The organism is Psychrobacter piechaudii (assembly GCF_900162825.1).
GTDB lineage: Bacteria > Pseudomonadota > Gammaproteobacteria > Pseudomonadales > Moraxellaceae > Psychrobacter > Psychrobacter piechaudii.
This window is the reverse complement of sequence record NZ_FUGE01000279.1, coordinates 1-229: the sequence shown is the minus strand read 5'-3', so window position 1 is coordinate 229 and position 229 is coordinate 1. Positions and strand designations below refer to the sequence as shown.

Below are 229 nucleotides of genomic sequence, written 5' to 3'. Positions count from 1 at the left end.
AGGTTTAAAAGAGTCTGCAACCACATCAAATGGCGACAAGTTAATTATTAAGCAAACGCAAAAATGGGCGAGTAAATTAGCAGTAGCCCAGCGTGCTAACAATAAAAAACGTGTTAAAGCAATCCACGCCAAAATCAAAAACACAAGATTAGACTTAATTCATAAATTCACCACCAAGCTTGTTAAAGATAACAGCTTAATTGTGGTTGGTGATGTTAAATCTCGCTCA

Annotated in this window: 1 protein-coding gene; it reads left to right on the top strand. The window is 36.2% G+C overall.

Features of this window, described 5'->3' with window-relative positions:
- On the top strand, positions 1-229 hold a 229-nt coding region (locus A1019T_RS12950), incomplete at both ends, for a transposase (RefSeq protein WP_143514162.1).